Raw genomic sequence first — 13,152 nt, forward strand, 5'->3', positions numbered from 1 at the left:
GTGGCCCGCATGACGTCGCGCTCAGTGCGAGCGAATCATCGTGCCGAACGGCTGCTCCGTCAGAATCTCGAGCAACACCGAGTGCTCGATGCGGCCGTCAACGATGTGCACCGACTTCACGCCGCTCTTCGCAGCGTCGAGCGCCGACGAGATCTTCGGCAGCATGCCGCCCGAGATCGTGCCGTCCGCGAACAGTTCGTCGATCTCTCGCGCCGACAGATCGGTCAGCAGATTGCCTTCACGGTCCATCACGCCCGGGATGTTGGTCATCATCACGAGCTTCTCGGCGCCCAGCACCGTAGCGAGCTTACCCGCCACGAGATCGGCGTTGATGTTGTACGCCTGACCGTCTTCACCCACGCCGATCGGCGAGATCACGGGAATGAAAGCGTCGTCCTGCAACGCGCGCACCACCGCCGGGTTGATCGAGTCGACTTCACCGACGAAACCGATGTCGAGGAACTGGCCCTCATGTTCGCGATCCGGCATCAGCATCTTGCGAGCGTTGATGAGACCACCGTCCTTGCCGGTGAGACCCACTGCCTGGCCGCCGTACTGGTTGATCAGCATGACGATGTCCTGCTGGACTTCGCCGCCGAGCACCCACTCGACCACTTCCATCGTCTCTTCATCGGTCACCCGCATGCCCTGGATGAACGTGCCCTGCTTGCCGATCTTCTTGAGCGCCTGATCGATTTGCGGGCCGCCGCCGTGCACCACCACCGGGTTGATGCCGACGAGCTTGAGCAGAATGACGTCGCGCGCGAAGCCCTGCTTCAAACGCTCTTCGGTCATTGCGTTGCCGCCGTATTTAATCACCACGGTCTTGCCGTGGTACTTGCGGATATACGGCATCGCCTCAGCCAGAACTTCGGCTTTGAGAGCAGGTGCGATGTCGTCGATGGAAGACAGTTGCGGATCGGACATGGCGGGAAGGTTCTTCGCAGATGGACCAGAAACACGGCGCATTGTACAACCAAGAAGCCTTTGCGTGCGGGGCCTTGACGGGTTTCGGAAGGGTCTGGGACTTGCCTCGGCCAATGCCTATGGCGACCTTGCGTCGAGTGTCGGACGGTAACCGCAAAAGCGGCGATTTTCGCCCGCTCAGCGGCACAGAATCGCGTGTGCGTATCACCCCTTTCACTTGGCCATGGACGCCCGTCAGTGGCCGATTTTTGCCGCATTGCCCGTCGCCCACCGATTTCGGCGCCGCAAGCGCCCGCGGGTGGCCGGCCGATGACAGCGGGCGCGCTGTTGCAGTTGTGCAACTCGTGCCGGCGAACACCCCGGCCAGACGCCCGCGCAGTGGCCTCGCCGCCACTCACGGCTTGATAATCTATAACGATGGAAAAGAGATCGGGAATCGGGAACATGGCTGACACGAACCCTCCGGCGCCGGTCGGCATGGCGCCCGATCCTGCGCGCTGCCCCCAGTGCGGCGCCGTCGTGGCGTGCGGTGTGCTTGCGTCTACGCACAGCGCCGCCAGCGTGCGCTGCTGGTGCTTCGATTGGCCCCACCTGCCCGCGTCGGCCCGGCTCGGTGCCGGTGCCTGCCTATGCCCTGACTGCCTTCGTGCGGCGCTCGCCGCCGCCGGTGTGGCGATCGACGGCACCGCCGCCGATCCCGGCTAAGGCTCGCTAGGCACTACATCAGGCGTTGAAGTTATTGGCTGTGCGTGCCGTGTGCCATGCCGGACATGCCGCCGCCCGCAGCAGGCGCGCCTGCCGTCAGATCGCGCACCGGCACCTGAACCTGCTGCTCGGACTTCTTGTGATCCGCCGATTCGAAGCGCAACGTCATGGGCACGGTGTCGCCCTTCTTGAGCGCGGCCTTCAGGTCCGTGAGCATGATGTGATAGCTGCCCGGCTTGAGCTGCACCGGCTGATTGGCCGGCAACGGCAGGCCGTTGGGCAGCGCGCGCATTTTCATCAGCGTGCCCTCGAGCTTCATTTCATGCACTTCGGCATTCGCGGCAGCCGACGTGCTCACGCCGACAAGCGTTGTCGCCTGATGCGCCTGCAACGTCATGAAAACGCCGGTCGCGGTCTGGCCTGGCACCGTACCGCGCGCCCACGCGTCGGAGACATCCACCTGTGCATAGGCCGAGGCCATGCCGAAACTCAGCGCGGCAACCCCCCAAAGCTTGTGTTTCATGCAAACTCCTTTTCGTTGTCGACGGACACGCATCCGCCCTGTATCGCAGGAGACGTCGCGCGACACTCCGTCGCGCGAGACGCGGACGTTCATTGTAGTCGCGCCTCGCCGCACGCGCGCACGAGCGGCGTGATGCGGGCCATTCCCCCCATGCGGCAGAGTGTCGCAGCGCCTGGAGACGCGGGATAGCCCGTGACCCGGACTTGGTACACTTGTCGTATGACTCATTTTCCCATCGAGCGAACCAACGTCGTCCAGCTCTTCTGGCTGCGCTGCCTGGCCATCGTGGGCCAACTGGCGACGATCGGGGTCGCGCAACTCTGGCTCGGCGTACGCCTGCCGCTTGAGCCGATGCTCACCATCGTCGCTCTCGAAGTGCTGTTCAACGTGCTCACGTGGATACGGGCGCGACGCGGCATCGAGCGCGCCAGGCGCCACACCGATCTCGATCTGATGAGCCAGTTGCTCGTCGATCTGGCCGCGCTCACCGCGCTGCTGTTCTTCTCGGGTGGTGCGACCAATCCGTTCGTCTCGCTCTTCCTGCCGGGTCTGGCAATTGCCGCTGCCGTGCTGCCGTGGCGTAACGCCTCGCAACTGGCGCTGCTCTCGCTGGTCGCCTATGGCGCCCTGAACTTCCAGTACGTGCCGCTCGACCTGGCCGACCCAGGCAATCTGCTGCGCCTGCATCTGGCGGGGATGTGGGTCAACTTCGTGGTCAGCGTGCTCGTGATTGCGTGGTTCGTCTCGCGGATGTCCCGTGCGCTGCGCGCCCGCGACGCGCAACTCGCCCGTGCAGAACAACGGCTGTTGCGCGACGAACGCATGGCCGCACTCGGCGCTCAGGCCGCGAGCGTGGCGCACGAACTCGGCACGCCGCTCTCAACGATGGCCGTGGTCATCGGCGAACTTCGCAGCGAGAGTCTGACCAACGCCGCGCTGAAGCCCTTCGAGTTGGATCTTCAGACACTTGAGCAGCAAATTGCGTTGTGCAAGAGCGCCATCGGTCACGTGCAGACGCGTGCCGCTGCGCCCGTGCGCCAGGCGGTGGCCGAGTGGCTGCCCGCTTTCACCACGCAGTGGCGCTTGCGTCATCCGCAGGTGCAGTTCCAGTTACGTGTACCGCCACAAATGACCGCGCGCATCGAAGACACGGTACAGGTCGGTCAGATTCTCACCATCCTGCTCGATAACGCGGCCTACTTCAGCCCGACGTCGGTCACGCTCGACGTGAGCGTCACGCCGGACGATGCCCGCTTTACCGTCTGCGACGAAGGCCCTGGCATGACCGCCGAGTTGCGTACCCGAGTGGGGACCTCCCCCGTCATGAGCACGCACGGCGGGCACGGCATGGGCCTGTATCTGGCCTTTGCCAGCGCACAGCGTCTCGGCGGCGACATCGTCCTCACCCCCAACACGCCGCAAGGCACGCGCGCCGAACTGCGCCTGCCGATGGCTACCCTCTTCTTCGGCTCGCGGAGTCAGACATGAACGCCTCGCATTTCCTTCTTATCGACGACGATGTCGTCTTCGCTGAAACGCTGGCCCGCGCGTTGACCCGTCGCGGCTACGACGTGCAAATCGCGGCCGACAGCGCCGCAGCGCTGCTCGCGGCGCGCACGCGTCAGTTCGATCTGATCTCGGTCGACCTGCATCTGGGCCACGACTCGGGCCTGCCGCTCATCGCCCCGCTGCGCGCGTTGCAACCGAAAGCCCGCATGCTGGTGCTCACGGGTTACGCGAGCATTGCGACAGCGGTGCAAGCCGTCAAGGACGGCGCCGACAACTATCTCGCCAAACCCGCCAATGCGGACACGATCCTTGCGTCGCTGCGCAGCGACGCAAGCGAGACCCAGGCCGACGAAGCCTTCGAGAACCCCTCGCCCCTGTCGGTCGCGCGTCTCGAGTGGGAGCATATTCAACGCGTGCTCTCCGAACACAACGGCAACATCTCGGCCACGGCACGCGCACTGAACATGCATCGCCGCACGTTGCAGCGCAAGCTGCTGAAGCGGCCGGTGAAGCAGTAACGCTCGCGCCGCCATCAGACGAAAAAAAGGCCCCGCGAGGGGCCTTTTTCACATCACTTCGATCTCACAGCACGTAGCGCGACAGATCTTCGTTCTGCGCCACTTCTTCGAGGAAGCGATTGACGTACTCGGCGTTGATCGACACCACCTCGTTCGCCTGCTTGCCTGCGTTGTACGAAATCTCCTCGAGCAGTTTCTCGATGACGGTGTACAGACGTCGCGCGCCGATGTTTTCCGTCTTCTCGTTGACCGAGAAGGCGATTTCCGCGAGACGCTTGATGCCGTCCGGCGCGAATTCGAGATGCACGTCTTCGGTCGCGAGCAACGCCTGATACTGCTTGACGAGGCTGGCATCCGTTTGCGTGAGAATCGCTTCGAAATCTCCGACCGAGAGCGATTCGAGTTCGACACGGATCGGGAAGCGGCCTTGCAGTTCCGGAATCAGATCGCTCGGCTTGGCCAGATGGAACGCACCGCTCGCAATGAACAGAATGTGATCCGTCTTGATCATGCCGAACTTCGTGCTCACGGTCGTGCCTTCCACGAGCGGCAACAGATCGCGCTGCACGCCCTGACGCGACACGTCGCCGCCGCCCACTTCGCTGCGCGTGGCGATCTTGTCGATTTCGTCGAGGAACACGATGCCGTTCTGCTCGACGTTACGCAGGGCCAATTGCTTGACCTCTTCGTCGTTGAGCATCTTCGACGCTTCTTCGTCGGTCAGCACCTTGAGCGCGTCCTTGATCTTGAGCTTCTGGCGCTTCTTGCGCTGATTGCCCAGATTCGCAAACATGCCCTTGATCTGCTCGGTCATCTCTTCCATTCCGGGCGGGCCCATGATCTCCATGCCCTGTGCCGGAACTTCCACTTCCAGTTCGACTTCCTTGTCGTCGAGCTGGCCCTCGCGAAGACGCTTGCGGAAGGTCTGACGCGTGGTGTTGTCTTCCGCGCTCGGCTCGACCTCATGCGATGCCGAACCGAAACGGATATCGCGCGACGATTCACGCCCGGTCGGCAGCAGCAGATCGAGAATGCGGTCCTCGGCGCGATCTTCGGCCTTGGTGCGCACTTTCTTCATTTCGGCTTCCCGCGTCTGCTTGATCGCGATTTCCGCGAGGTCGCGCACGATGCTGTCGACGTCGCGGCCCACGTAGCCGACTTCGGTGAACTTGGTCGCCTCGACCTTGATGAACGGCGCGTCGGCCAACTTGGCCAGACGGCGTGCGATTTCGGTCTTGCCGACACCGGTCGGACCGATCATCAGAATGTTCTTCGGCGTAATTTCCTGACGCAGGGGCTCAGCCACCTGCTGACGGCGCCAACGGTTGCGCAAGGCCACCGCAACGGCCTTCTTGGCCTTCTGCTGGCCGATGATGTGTTTGTCGAGTTCGGAAACGATCTCGGAGGGGGTCATATGGGTCATGACGTTCGCCAAATTTGGGGGTTCGCACAGAGGGTGACGCCCGGCCGGCTGGCTGTCGTTCAGCCGCCGGCCGGCAAGTCGCACCGCAGGAGTCCACCTGCTGCGGTGCGCGCGTCATCACTTCGCTGCCTTCGGCGGCAGCGTTTCGATAATGTGGTTGTCGTTCGTGTAGATGCACATCTCGCCAGCGATCGTCAGCGCTTTCTTGACGATCTCGCCCGGCGTCAGATCGGTGTTCTCGACCAGCGCGCGGGCCGCAGCCTGTGCATACGATCCGCCCGAACCGATGGCAGCAACGCCGCCCTCCGGATCGAGCACATCGCCGTTGCCGGTGATGACCAACGTGGTCTCGGCGTCGGCGACGATCATCATCGCTTCGAGCCGACGCAGCATGCGGTCGGTACGCCAGTCCTTGGCGAGTTCGACGGCCGAGCGCGTCAGATGCCCCTGATGCTTCTGAAGCTTCGCCTCGAAGCGGTCGAGCAGCGAGAAGGCGTCCGCCGTTGCCCCAGCGAAGCCAACCATGACCTTACCGTCATAAATCGTGCGCACCTTGCGTGCGGTGCCCTTCATCACGATGTTGCCGAGCGTGACCTGGCCGTCGCCGCCAAGCGCGACCTGATCGCCGCGCCGAACGGAGACGATGGTGGTGCCGTGATATTGCTCCATGCCTGTTCCTTTTCGGGGGGCGACACGCGCCCCGTAACGATTGGCCCGGACGCCTGACGCGTCCTCACGACTGTGACGACGCACCCGACCGGGCGAGACGTGACTGTAGTTTAGGGCAATCGAAAGAATATCAAGAGGCGTCGACGGCGGCGGGCGCGCCGCACTTTTCAACAGCGGGTCGATGTCGAAAAAAGTGGCATGGATCGGGAGATTCGCGCGGCATTGCACCGCGCGAATCGGATGCGACGAAGCAATTTCTCGGAAATTGCTTCGTTTTTGCGGAGCACTGCCGCTTAGAACGTGGTGCGCAACCCCACACGAACCGAGCGTCCGCCCTGCGGCGCAATGTCGCGCAACACCGAACTGGCCAGACGCACTTCCTGATTGGTCAGGTTCTCGCCCTTCAGATACGCCAGCCACTGAGCGCCGCCGGCCTTGAACTGGTACGTGAGCGAGGCGCCGAGCGTAGTGTAGCCGCTCGTCGTCAGATCGTTCACGGGCACACGGCCCTGATTGCTCGCGTGCACCATTTCCAGACGCGCGCCCCAGTGCCCCAGTCCATAGGCCAGCGCCGCCGTCAGACGCAACGGTGCGATGCGCGGCAGCGGTTCCCCCGTATCGCGGTTGCGTCCCAGGGTGTAATCGCCGCGCAACTCGAGATCGAGATTGCCGTAGCCCTGCCAGATCCGGGCATGGCCTTCGGCTTCCACACCGTAGAGGTCGGCCGGCACGCCCGCGTATTGATAGACCGGCAGGTCCCGGACGTCCCCGGCGATCGTCTGCCCCGTGTTGTTCAGCGCGATGAAATTGGTGAAGCGGCTGTAGAACAAACCGACACTGCCCTTGTTCGGACCGCTTTCATAACGCAGCGACAGATCGGTCGAAAATGCCTTTTCGAGCTTGGCCTGCGGGTTGCCGATTTCCCAGACGCCGGTCGCCAGATGCGGGCCGTTGGCATATAGCTCGTAGAACGTCGGCGCACGCTCGGTGTACGACGTGTTGAGCGCAACCGACCACGCGGGCGCCAGCGCGAAGACGGCCCCGGCCGACACGCTGCCGGGCGTGAAATTGCGCGACGGCAGGTTGTCGAGACGCTCGTTGCCGCCGGCAGCCGGCTTGACGCTCGAATGTTCGATACGCGCGCCGAACGAGAGCTTCACCGCCTGACTCACGGCCCACTCTTCGAGTGCGAAGAGGGCCACATTGCTCGTATCGCTCTTCGGCACGAACGCCTCTTCGCCGAGCGCCGAGAACGTGTTCTGCGAGAATTGCACCCCCACGGCACCTTCGAGCGGCCCGATCTTCGCGTGGTGCGCTTCGATGCGCCCTTCGTAGCCGTGATTCTTGAACGTCGTGCCCGTCTCGCCGTTCTCGATTTCCTTGTGCTCGTAATCGGTGTAGCCGAAGTTGAACTTGAGGGCGGTGAACGGTCCGCTCAGATTGCGCACCTCGCTAGCCAACGCCAGACGCTGCTGTCGGAGCCGGATGCGCGTGTCGGCTTCGGCCACCGTGCCGTAGTCGGAGTCGTAACCGGAGTACGAAAGGCCCGTGTAGCCGTTGGCCCACGTCCACGACGCCCCCACGGCCGCTCCGCTCACCTGCCCGTTGCTGTTCGGCAACGTGCCCGACGATTGCGGCGTGCCTTCGTCGTCGCGTGCACGTTGTTGTGCCGAATGCGCGAAGCCAGGGATGCGCAGGTCTGCACTCTTTCGTGCGAAGCCGTCGACATGGAACGCGAACTGGCCATTGCCGAATTCAAGCTGTGCCGCGCCCGCACGTTCGCGGTTGGCGCCACCGTAACTGAAGTCCGTCGCCCCGGAAATGCCGGTGATGGATTCGCGCGGAATACGGTTGTCGATGGTGTTGATTACGCCGCCGACCGCATTGCCGCCATACAGCAAGGCCGCCGGGCCGCGCACGATTTCCACGCGCTCGATCGTCAATGGGTCTTGCGCCACGGCGTGGTCGTATGACAGCGACGAGGCATCGAGCGCGGCGGTGCCGTTCTGGAGCACACGAATACGGTCGCCGTCGAGACCGCGAATGATCGGACGGCTGACGTTCGGGCCGTAGGACGTGGCCGAGACGCCCGGCAGGCCGTCAAGCGTTTCGCCAAGCGTGCCGGCTCGACGCAGCGCGAGCGCTTTCCCGTCGAGTTCGGTCACAGGTGCGGCGAGGTCGGCAGCGGCGCGTCCGAGGGGGTTGCCCGTGACGAATGTCGTCGGCAATGCCGCTTCGGGTGCCGCTGGGGCGGCAGTCGCAGAGGGTCGTTCGGCGGGTGCGCCGGCAGCTTGTGCAGACAAGCTCGTGATGGCGAGCGCACCGAATGTCAATGCGGCAGCCAACGGCAGCGGCGTCAGGTTGGGCCGCGCGCGACGCGCACAAGGCGCGGCGGGAAGCGATGCGTGAGCGAGCGAAGACGCCGCGCGCTTGCGCGCGACGTTCGAAGAAATGTGTGCCATGTCGTTATGAGTTCTGTTGGATCTGTCCGGGGGGAGCCCCGCCCGAGGGCGCAAGACTCCCGGGTATCCCGTGCATCGGCGCGAGCGAACCCGCCGCGTCGGCGCCTGTCGGCGAACGAACGCGCAGCAACACGCCGCCGTCGCAGGCCTGAAGGGCTGCGAAGCTCAATGCTGGCGTTGGCAGGGATTCGCGCAGGAAGCGCGGAAAAACGCGAGAAAACGCGTGGGGTCAGACGGCGACCGGCGGGGCGCGAGAGTCGAACGGCAGTTCAAGCGCGCTGGCGTGAGTGCGGCCGGTGGCGCGCAGCGGGGTGTTCGCCGTGGGGTTGGCACCGCGCCATTGCAGGACGGCCACCGCCATGCCGGCCGCCAGCGTCGCCCCCTCGAAGAGATGGCAATGATGGTGATGGCCGCCGACACCGAATGGCGTCGTCGACGACACGTCATCATCGTCGCCAAACGTGAGGTCCGAGTCATGCGAATCGACTGGCGCCGACGCACTCTGGACGCTGCCGGACAACTCGCGCGCATGCAGGATTTCGTGTTGCAAACCCCACATCTGCACGCAGATCAGCGCGACGATGAGCCAGACGATCCAGCCGCTTCGCCCATGGCCGGCCAGCGTGCGCAAACGCGCACGCCATTGGCGGAAGACGGGTTCGATGGGCGGCATGGAAACGCTTAATTGCAACTGAGTTGCAATTCTGCCATAAAGCCGCCCATGCCGCGAGCGCTACCTTGCGTTGCGCGCAGGCGACAGTGCGGGGCTGGCGTCGCGCGGTCGACCGGCCGGCATCGAAAAGGCAACAAAAAAGGCATGTCGTAAAGACATGCCTTTGGCAAACCGAGGGGCCCGATTGACTAACGTGCCGCCACCGCGCGGCATCGGGCCGGATTGCGTGATGCGATCAGTCGCCGAACAGCTTTTGACGCAGTTCGCGACGTTCCTGCGCTTCGAGCGACAGGGTGGCCGTCGGGCGTGCGAGCAGACGCGGAATGCCGATCGGCTCACCGGTTTCCTCGCACCAGCCATAGTCGCCGGAATCGATCCGGGCGAGCGATTGCTGCACTTTCTTCAGCAGCTTGCGTTCACGATCACGGGTACGCAGTTCAAGTGCGTGCTCTTCTTCGATCGTGGCGCGGTCAGCCGGGTCCGGGACGAGAATGGTTTCCCGAAGGTTCTCGGTCGTTTGACCGGCATTGCGCAGAATGTCAGCTTGCAGAGTTTCCAGACGATCCTTGAAGAAGGCGAGTTGATCTTCATTCATGTAGTCCTTCTCGCCCATCTTCAGAATTTCGGCCTCGGTCAAAAGTCTTTTCTTGCTCATGGGTTTTTGTGGCGTCTCTTTCGGATAGTCCGGCGACGCCCCTGCAGCAGATGGGACGTCTTGCTTACCGGCGATGCCGCGGGCGGCTTCTTGGGTTACGTTCCTGCCGGACGATTGGGGCGCGGCCTTTTTGGCGGCGACCTTCTCGCCCGTCTTCGATTTGCCTGCTGGAGCACGCTTGGCACCCGCATCCGGCGCCGGGTCAGACCCGCGCGTGGGGCGTGCGGTGGCAGTCTTGCGAGAGGCGGTGGCCATGGCGGTGCTCCCCTGCCTACCCCCCGGAATGCCGCGTCGATTCGCTGGCGGCAGCCCAGTGGGCAGGTATTGTAACCGAATCAACGGGAAGCTCCGGTTAAGGGGTTTCCCGTTGATCGATTCGGCAGTCCCGCTCAGACCAGACAGCGCTCCAGCCCTTGCAGGATGATGTCTTTCGGCAGCTCGGCACCAATGAACACCATCTTGGTGTTCGGCGTCTCTCCGGGTTGCCATTTCGTGCCCACGTCACTACCCATCATTTGGTGCACGCCCTGGAACACGACCCGGCGGTCGATGCCGCGCATATTTAATACGCCTTTATAACGCAATAAGCGTTCGCCGTACACCTGTAGGATGCTCCCGAGGAAATCCTCCAGCTTGGCCGGATCAAATGCCTTTTCGGTGCGGAAGACGAACGACTTGATGGCGTCGTCGTGATGGGCATGGTGGTGCCCGTGGTCATGACCCTCGTGAGCGCATTGGCCATGATCGTGATCGCAGTGCGCGTGGTCATGGTCATGGTCATGGTCATGGTCATGGTCATGCGAATGCTCGGCGGCGGCCAGGAAGTCCGGATCGATATCCAGTTTGTCGTTCAGGTTGAAGCCGTGGATATCGAAAATCTGCTTGAGGTCGGCCCGGCCGAAGTCGACCACCTGCTGCGGCGCGCGCGGGTTCATGTGCGCGAGACGATGCTTCAGATCGTGCAGCACCTCGGGCGTGACCAGATCGGCCTTGGTGATGAACAGGCGGTCGGCGAAACCGACCTGACGCTGCACCACTTCGTGTTGATCGAGCTGCTGCGGGCCATGCTTGGCGTCGACCAGCGTAATGATGGCGTCGAGCCGATAGGTGTCGGCCACTTCGTCGTCGATGAAGAAGGTCTGCGCCACCGGGCCGGGGTTGGCCAGGCCGGTCGTCTCGATCACCACGCGATCGAACTGGATCTTGCCCGCATCGCGCTGGCTGTTCAGATCGGACAGCGCCTGCACCAGATCGCCGCGAATCGTACAGCAGATGCAGCCATTGCTCATCTGCACGATCTGCTCGGCATTCTCCTGCACGAGGATGTCGTTATCGATGTTTTCTTCACCGAATTCGTTTTCGATGACGGCAATCTTCATGCCGTGCGCTTCGGTCAGGATGCGCTTGAGCAGCGTGGTTTTCCCGCTGCCGAGAAAACCGGTCAGGATGGTGACGGGGGTCATGAATGCAATGTCCTGTTGTGAAGCGGCTTGCCCGTTGCCGCCTGAAAGTCACTCACTCTACCCGAGGTGACGAAAAGCGGCTTGGGACGCGTCAGTTGGGGGCGCCCGCGCACTGTGCGCAAGTGCCGTGAATCAGCAGCTCGACCTGTTCGCCCACGAAACCCTTGGGCAGGCGCTTGAGTTCGCGCTCACTCAGTTGGGGATGCTGGGGCCAATCGTCAAGACAGAAGGTCCGGTGACAGCGTACACAGCGGAAATGACCGTGTTGCGTATGCGGACGCGGCGACGTGGCACGTTGCGGGTCGACATGCTCGGCCATGACGAAGCGGAAGATCCGGTCGTCGCCCGCCTGCTTGATGGCCCACCCCTGCGCGACCAGCCAGTCGAGCACGCGGTAGGCCGTCACGCGGTCGAGCGGATCGGCGTCGGTGGCCAAATCGGCCAGCACTTCCTGATGAGTGAGCGGCCTGCCAGCCTTGAGCAGCAAGGCCAGCACACGCACACGCCCCGAGGTCACGCGGCCCGATTGCTCCTGCAAGCTCGTGCGCGCAGCTTCCAGATACGGTTGTAGTTGAGTAAGGCTCATGAATCGATTTAAGCACAGCGCCGCCAGCACTGCAACCGAGTTGCAAAAGTGAGGACTCGGCATCGAGCGTCGGGAGACATCGCTCGAAAGTGACTGAAAGTGGACGGGCAATACGTCATACAATTGACACAAAAAACACCCCTAGCCATGTCACCCACCGCTCTCGCCCTAGTCGTTACCGCCGCATTCCTGCACGCCACGTGGAATTTCATCGCCAAGCGCATTGACACGAGCGAAGGGGGCGGCCCGCAACTCGTCTTCCTCTATGCGCTGCTCACCGTCGTGCTCTACACGCCGCTGGCGCTGTTCTTCCTGATCGGCGCCGACGCCGGTTGGCCGACAGCACTCGGCTGGGTTGTCATCGTCATCAGCGCCTTGCTGCACTATGGCTATACCCTGGTCTTGCAGCGCGGCTACCGGGTGGGCGATCTATCGGTCGTCTACCCGCTCGCGCGCGGCACCGGGCCATTGCTGTCGTCGCTGGGCGCCATCGTGCTGCTGGGCGAACGCCCGGGCTGGCTGGCGCTCGCTGGCATCGCGCTCGTGGTGGGCGGCGTGCTCGTGATCGCCGGCGGCGAGCGCCTGTTCCGGCGTGGCAGCATGCATGCGGGCGCCGGCTGGGGCGTGCTGACGGGCGGATTCATCGCCGCCTACACGCTGGCCGACGCCTACGCCATTCGTACGCTGCTACTCGCGCCGCTTGTCTATTACTACCTGGAGAACGTGCTGCGGGTGGTGCTCTCGGCCCCGATGGCGTGCTCGCGCCCTGCACGCATGGCCATGCTTTGGCAATCGAACTGGCGCAAGATCGTGCTTATCTCGCTGATTTCGCCGATGTCCTACTTCCTGATCCTCACCGCGCTCAAGTACGCGCCGGTCTCGCACGTCGCCCCGGCGCGGGAGATGTCGATGATGGTCGCCGCACTACTGGGCGTACGTCTGCTGGGAGAGGGTGAGATGCACCGCCGCGTGGGCGGTGCCGTGCTGATCGCGCTGGGTGTGGTCGCGTTGACGCTCGGCTGATGCTCGCAATAGCGAG

Annotated in this window: 13 protein-coding genes; 4 read left to right on the plus strand and 9 right to left on the minus strand. The window is 63.5% G+C overall.

Translation table 11 applies throughout. From position 1 onward, the window contains the following. Positions 1-21 precede the first annotated feature (21 nt). A complete protein-coding gene (argB, locus tag PHO31112_RS01930) occupies positions 22-927 on the minus strand; it encodes an acetylglutamate kinase (protein WP_010805600.1) in 906 nt (301 codons plus the stop codon). A 444-nt stretch (positions 928-1,371) separates the two neighbouring features. On the opposite strand from argB, the gene PHO31112_RS01935 reads away from it, so the two are divergent. Then, complete coding sequence (locus tag PHO31112_RS01935) at positions 1,372-1,632, plus strand: cysteine-rich CWC family protein (protein WP_174995468.1); 261 nt, start codon at positions 1,372-1,374, stop codon at positions 1,630-1,632. Between the two features lie 31 nt (positions 1,633-1,663). On the opposite strand, the gene PHO31112_RS01940 is transcribed toward PHO31112_RS01935, so the two are convergent. Then, a complete protein-coding gene (locus PHO31112_RS01940) occupies positions 1,664-2,155 on the minus strand; it encodes a copper chaperone PCu(A)C (protein WP_150618936.1) in 492 nt (163 codons plus the stop codon). A 219-nt stretch (positions 2,156-2,374) separates the two neighbouring features. On the opposite strand from PHO31112_RS01940, the gene PHO31112_RS01945 reads away from it, so the two are divergent. Both PHO31112_RS01945 and PHO31112_RS01950 read left to right on the plus strand, forming a co-directional pair. After that, positions 2,375-3,643, plus strand: a complete 1,269-nt coding sequence (locus PHO31112_RS01945; protein WP_150618937.1) for an ATP-binding protein — start codon at positions 2,375-2,377, stop codon at positions 3,641-3,643. Then, a complete protein-coding gene (locus PHO31112_RS01950; protein WP_150583562.1) occupies positions 3,640-4,182 on the plus strand; it encodes a response regulator transcription factor in 543 nt (180 codons plus the stop codon). The genes PHO31112_RS01945 and PHO31112_RS01950 overlap by 4 nt, the downstream gene beginning before the upstream one ends. Before the next feature lie 64 nt (positions 4,183-4,246). Here PHO31112_RS01950 and hslU read toward each other — a convergent pair whose 3' ends face one another. The 7 genes from hslU to PHO31112_RS01985 form a co-directional block, all read right to left on the minus strand. Then, positions 4,247-5,605, minus strand: coding sequence for an ATP-dependent protease ATPase subunit HslU (hslU, locus tag PHO31112_RS01955; protein ID WP_150618938.1), 1,359 nt, complete (start codon positions 5,603-5,605; stop codon positions 4,247-4,249). Between the two features lie 117 nt (positions 5,606-5,722). Next, complete coding sequence (gene hslV / locus PHO31112_RS01960; protein WP_150618939.1) at positions 5,723-6,274, minus strand: ATP-dependent protease subunit HslV; 552 nt, start codon at positions 6,272-6,274, stop codon at positions 5,723-5,725. A 293-nt stretch (positions 6,275-6,567) separates the two neighbouring features. Then, complete coding sequence (locus tag PHO31112_RS01965; RefSeq protein ID WP_246177621.1) at positions 6,568-8,736, minus strand: TonB-dependent receptor; 2,169 nt, start codon at positions 8,734-8,736, stop codon at positions 6,568-6,570. Positions 8,737-8,965: 229 nt separating this feature from the next. Further along, positions 8,966-9,409, minus strand: coding sequence for a hypothetical protein (locus PHO31112_RS01970; RefSeq protein WP_150618940.1), 444 nt, complete (start codon positions 9,407-9,409; stop codon positions 8,966-8,968). A gap of 235 nt (positions 9,410-9,644) precedes the next feature. Then, entirely contained in the window at positions 9,645-10,064 is a 420-nt protein-coding gene (gene dksA / locus PHO31112_RS01975; RefSeq protein WP_150619253.1) for an RNA polymerase-binding protein DksA, read from the minus strand. Between the two features lie 389 nt (positions 10,065-10,453). Further along, positions 10,454-11,527 (minus strand): CobW family GTP-binding protein, encoded by a 1,074-nt coding sequence (locus PHO31112_RS01980; RefSeq protein WP_150618941.1) that lies wholly within the window; start codon positions 11,525-11,527, stop codon positions 10,454-10,456. A 91-nt stretch (positions 11,528-11,618) separates the two neighbouring features. Beyond that, positions 11,619-12,113: a Fur family transcriptional regulator gene (locus PHO31112_RS01985; protein WP_150618942.1), complete on the minus strand. Its 495-nt coding sequence runs from the start codon at positions 12,111-12,113 to the stop codon at positions 11,619-11,621. 147 nt (positions 12,114-12,260) lie between these two features. Here PHO31112_RS01985 and PHO31112_RS01990 point away from each other — a divergent pair, with 147 nt between their 5' ends. Further along, positions 12,261-13,136 carry a DMT family transporter gene (locus PHO31112_RS01990; protein WP_150618943.1) on the plus strand — a complete coding sequence of 292 codons (876 nt, stop codon included), beginning with the start codon at positions 12,261-12,263 and terminating at the stop codon, positions 13,134-13,136. The last annotated feature ends 16 nt before the right edge of the window (positions 13,137-13,152 follow it).

This window comes from Pandoraea horticolens (assembly GCF_902459555.1).
In the GTDB taxonomy this organism is placed as follows: domain Bacteria; phylum Pseudomonadota; class Gammaproteobacteria; order Burkholderiales; family Burkholderiaceae; genus Pandoraea; species Pandoraea horticolens.

Excerpts from the sequence above, each read along its gene's own strand:
- argB (WP_010805600.1), bottom strand. The coding sequence starts at position 927 with ATGTCCGATCCGCAACTGTCTTCCATCGACGACATCGCACCTGCTCTC.
- PHO31112_RS01935 (WP_174995468.1), top strand. The coding sequence starts at position 1,372 with ATGGCTGACACGAACCCTCCGGCGCCGGTCGGCATGGCGCCCGATCCT.
- PHO31112_RS01940 (WP_150618936.1), bottom strand. The coding sequence starts at position 2,155 with ATGAAACACAAGCTTTGGGGGGTTGCCGCGCTGAGTTTCGGCATGGCC.
- PHO31112_RS01945 (WP_150618937.1), top strand. The coding sequence starts at position 2,375 with ATGACTCATTTTCCCATCGAGCGAACCAACGTCGTCCAGCTCTTCTGG.
- PHO31112_RS01950 (WP_150583562.1), top strand. The coding sequence starts at position 3,640 with ATGAACGCCTCGCATTTCCTTCTTATCGACGACGATGTCGTCTTCGCT.
- hslU (WP_150618938.1), bottom strand. The coding sequence starts at position 5,605 with ATGACCCATATGACCCCCTCCGAGATCGTTTCCGAACTCGACAAACAC.
- hslV (WP_150618939.1), bottom strand. The coding sequence starts at position 6,274 with ATGGAGCAATATCACGGCACCACCATCGTCTCCGTTCGGCGCGGCGAT.
- PHO31112_RS01965 (WP_246177621.1), bottom strand. The coding sequence starts at position 8,736 with ATGGCACACATTTCTTCGAACGTCGCGCGCAAGCGCGCGGCGTCTTCG.
- PHO31112_RS01970 (WP_150618940.1), bottom strand. The coding sequence starts at position 9,409 with ATGCCGCCCATCGAACCCGTCTTCCGCCAATGGCGTGCGCGTTTGCGC.
- dksA (WP_150619253.1), bottom strand. The coding sequence starts at position 10,064 with ATGAGCAAGAAAAGACTTTTGACCGAGGCCGAAATTCTGAAGATGGGC.
- PHO31112_RS01980 (WP_150618941.1), bottom strand. The coding sequence starts at position 11,527 with ATGACCCCCGTCACCATCCTGACCGGTTTTCTCGGCAGCGGGAAAACC.
- PHO31112_RS01985 (WP_150618942.1), bottom strand. The coding sequence starts at position 12,113 with ATGAGCCTTACTCAACTACAACCGTATCTGGAAGCTGCGCGCACGAGC.
- PHO31112_RS01990 (WP_150618943.1), top strand. The coding sequence starts at position 12,261 with ATGTCACCCACCGCTCTCGCCCTAGTCGTTACCGCCGCATTCCTGCAC.